Here is a 343-nt window from a genome sequence, read left to right as displayed (position 1 = left end):
TAGTAAAGGACAATGATGATAAGACCTTTGTATTTGAGGATTTAACAAATATAAAGGAGAATGGAAAGAAAAAGAACAATAAAGATAAAAACAACGATAAATCTAAAAACAATCCAAATAGATCAAAGAGGTTCAGAACAGATATTAACAGATGGCCATACAGATTATTCCAGAGATTTATAGATTATAAATCAAATAATAAAACATTGTATATAGATCCAGAGGGGACTTCTTCTGAATGTCCTGTATGTGGTGGAAGATTAGAGCACCCAATCTGGAAAGCATCCAAATGCAATAGCTGTGGTTTAACCTACGATAGGAATAGATTATCATCGTTATCCAT

1 protein-coding gene is annotated in these 343 nt (G+C 31.8%); it reads left to right on the top strand.

Annotated elements, in window-relative coordinates; genetic code table 11:
• The coding region (locus DMB44_RS09190) for a zinc ribbon domain-containing protein (RefSeq protein ID WP_153280227.1) at positions 1 to 343 on the top strand (343 nt) is incomplete at both ends.

Origin of the sequence: Thermoplasma sp. Kam2015 (assembly GCF_003205235.1) — an archaeon.
Classification (GTDB): Archaea; Thermoplasmatota; Thermoplasmata; order Thermoplasmatales; family Thermoplasmataceae; genus Thermoplasma.
Note: the sequence above shows the minus strand (reverse complement) of the source record. Positions and strands in the feature narration are given on the sequence as shown.